Below are 2,572 nucleotides of genomic sequence, written 5' to 3'. Positions count from 1 at the left end.
CGCGGCTCAGCGAGTACCCGGGGGCGGGCCACGCGTTCCTCAGCCTGCCGGTGCTGGAGCCCCAGGCGCACAACGCGCGGACCGACATCATCGCGTTCCTCCGGGACGCCCTCGCGCGGTGACGGACGCGTCCGATGAGAGATCGCCGTAGGAAGGCGGGACGGGCGTGAGCGTCGTCCCGATCCAGCTGAGCGCGTCGTCCCTCCGCCTCCGCCGGGGCGGGGGGATCCGCGCCGAACGCGACGCCCAGGGCTCGGCCTCGGACGACTGGCGGCTGACGGTCTTCCACGCCAAGACCGCCGAGGACGTCCACTCCGACCACTGGGAGGTCCATCCGGACGCCGACGAGGTGGTGTCCTGCCTCATCGGGAAGATCCGGCTCTGCCTGCGCCCCGAGCCGGCGGAGTCCGCCGGGCGCGGCGGGGAGGAGGTCCGGCTTCCGGCCGGGACCGCCGCCATCGTCCCGCGCGGCCGCTGGCACCGGATCGAGCTGGACGTCCCGAGCAGCATCATGACCGTCACGGTTCCGCGCGGCAGCCGCCTGGAACAGCGGTAGCCGCGACCGCCTCCCAACGCGCCGAGCACTCGCGCCGCCGCACGCGAGTGGCCGAGTGCCCGGCGCGAGTGGCCGCGTCCCGCGCGAGTGGCCGAGCCGAGCCGAGCCGAGTGGCCCCGCCGCCGTCCTGCGGCCGAACGGGTCCCGGACGCCGGGTCCGGGTGGGCGGGGCCGCTCGGTTGGGTGGCTGGAGCGGGACATGGGTGTCACTGGGCGGCATGGGATCGCTGTCTGCGGTCACGATGAGTGGGTGGCAGACGACCGAGGAGTGCGCGAGGGCCGGGTCCGGCGTGCCGCGGACAGCGCGGCGGGCGGCCCTGCGGGCGGCGCGGCCGACCTGGACCGGGTCGACCGGCTGCTGTTGCTGGTGGCCGAGTTGCGGCGGGCCTCGCCGGAGGCGGTCGAGGCCCGGGACCTGGCGGGACGGCTGGGCGTCAGCGCCCGCACGGTCCGCCGGGACGTGGAGCTGCTGGCGCACGGCGGGCTGGAGGTGCGGCGCGAGCGCGGCCGGGGCTACGCGTTGCGGCCGCAGCCGCGGCGCGAGCCGCTCGGGGAGGCGGCGTCGCTGGTGGGCCCGGTGCGGGACACGCTGGCCGAGGCCGTCCGGACCCGGCGGGTGGTGCGCCTGGTGTACACCGACCGGCAGGGTTCGCGGACGGTGCGGGACGTGGAGGCGCACGGCCTGGTGACCGCCCCGGACGCCGACTACCTGGTCGGGTGGTGCCGGACGCGGGAGGGGCCGCGGCTGTTCCGGCTGGAGCGGATCGGTGCGGCGTTCCTGTCGGGCCGGGGTGTCGGTGTGCGCGACCTGGACGCGTTGCTGGCGGCGTTGCGGGTGCCGGCTCCGCGCCCGCCCGCCGAGCCGGCCGCGCGGGGCCCGCTGGGCCGCGGCGCCGACGGCGCGGCGAAGGCCCGCGCGTGGACGCTGGACCGGGTGGAGTTCACCCGGATGCGGTTGCGGGAGGCGGTGGAGTCGGTACACGGTCCCGGCGGCCGGTCGGGGCGGGGTTCCCGGCGCGGGTCGCGGGGCGGCCAGGACGGCGGGGCGTCGAACGTGGTGGCGTTGCGCGCGGTGCTGGGGCATCTGGCGGAGTGGACGCGCTGGCAGGTCGCGGCGGTGCGGTCGGCGGTGACCGGCGGGCCGGCGGCGCCGGCGGGGCGTCCGCCGGAGTATCCGGAGGGGTTCGAGCACGTCGCGTCGTTCGAGGTGTGGGAGTCGATGGTGCAGGACGCGATGGCGCTGCGGTCGCTGGGCGATCTGGCGCGGGACCTGTCGCAGGTCCTGGACGACCTGGCGCGCTGGGTCGCCGACAGCGACGACGTGGTGTGGGCGCGGGAGGTGCCGGAGCCGCGGCGGTTCGGGCGTGCGGGTCCGGCGCGTCCGGTCGCGGACCTGCTGGCGGGGTGGCGGGGGCCGCTGGCGCATGTGGAGTGGCATCTGGACCGGTTGACCGACGAGCCCGCGCCGCCGCGCGGCGGCGCGGACGCCGAGGAGGAGGCGTGGGTGGTGGACCGCTGCCCGCTGCAGCCCTGACCCACCGTCCGTCCGGCCCGCGTGATCTGACCGGTCCCGGGGCGGGTGGGCGGGGTTTCAGGAGCGGGGGCAGGGGTTGAGGTCGCGGGTGAACCAGACGGTCTTGCCCGGTGGGCGGGGACGGGTCCCGTAGTCGGTGGCCAGGGCCGTGACCAGCAGCAGCCCGCGGCCGTCCTCGGACCAGTCCAGCACGGGCGGTTCGGGGACGGGGCCGCGCGGCACGGGGGGCAGGGCGGGGTCGTCGTCGCTGATCTCGCCGAGCAGGACCGGCGCGGTGGGCGCGCCGTCGAGGGTCAGCAGGAGCCGGACGGCGCCGCGCCCGTGGACGACGGCGTTGGTGATGAGTTCGTCGACGATGAGGGTGACGTCGTCGATCTCGGCGGGGTCGGCGGCGATGCGTCCGAGGCGGGCCCAGTCCCGCAGGCGGGCGGTGGTGAGGGCGCGGGCGCGGGCGGCGGCGCCGGGTTCGGCGGTGAGCGTCC

The 2,572-nt window shown here is 77.5% G+C and carries 3 protein-coding genes; 2 read left to right on the top strand and 1 reads right to left on the bottom strand.

Annotated elements, in window-relative coordinates:
* Positions 1 to 166: 166 nt before the first annotated feature.
* Together AB0J52_RS35745 and AB0J52_RS35740 are read left to right on the top strand one after the other, a co-directional pair.
* Positions 167 to 556 carry a cupin domain-containing protein gene (locus AB0J52_RS35745; protein ID WP_500187348.1) on the top strand — a complete coding sequence of 130 codons (390 nt, stop codon included), beginning with the start codon at positions 167 to 169 and terminating at the stop codon, positions 554 to 556.
* A 250-nt stretch (positions 557 to 806) separates the two neighbouring features.
* Positions 807 to 2,090: a helix-turn-helix transcriptional regulator gene (locus AB0J52_RS35740; RefSeq protein ID WP_500187347.1), complete on the top strand. Its 1,284-nt coding sequence runs from the start codon at positions 807 to 809 to the stop codon at positions 2,088 to 2,090.
* A 57-nt stretch (positions 2,091 to 2,147) separates the two neighbouring features.
* Here AB0J52_RS35740 and AB0J52_RS35735 read toward each other — a convergent pair.
* Positions 2,148 to 2,572 (bottom strand): ATP-binding protein (locus AB0J52_RS35735; protein WP_500187346.1); only part of this gene is annotated, 425 nt, incomplete at its 5' end.

This window comes from Spirillospora sp. NPDC049652, assembly GCF_040675125.1.
Lineage (GTDB): Bacteria > Actinomycetota > Actinomycetes > Streptosporangiales > Streptosporangiaceae > Spirillospora.
The sequence above is the reverse complement of the archived record's forward strand: the minus strand, read 5'-3'. Positions and strand labels throughout refer to the sequence as shown.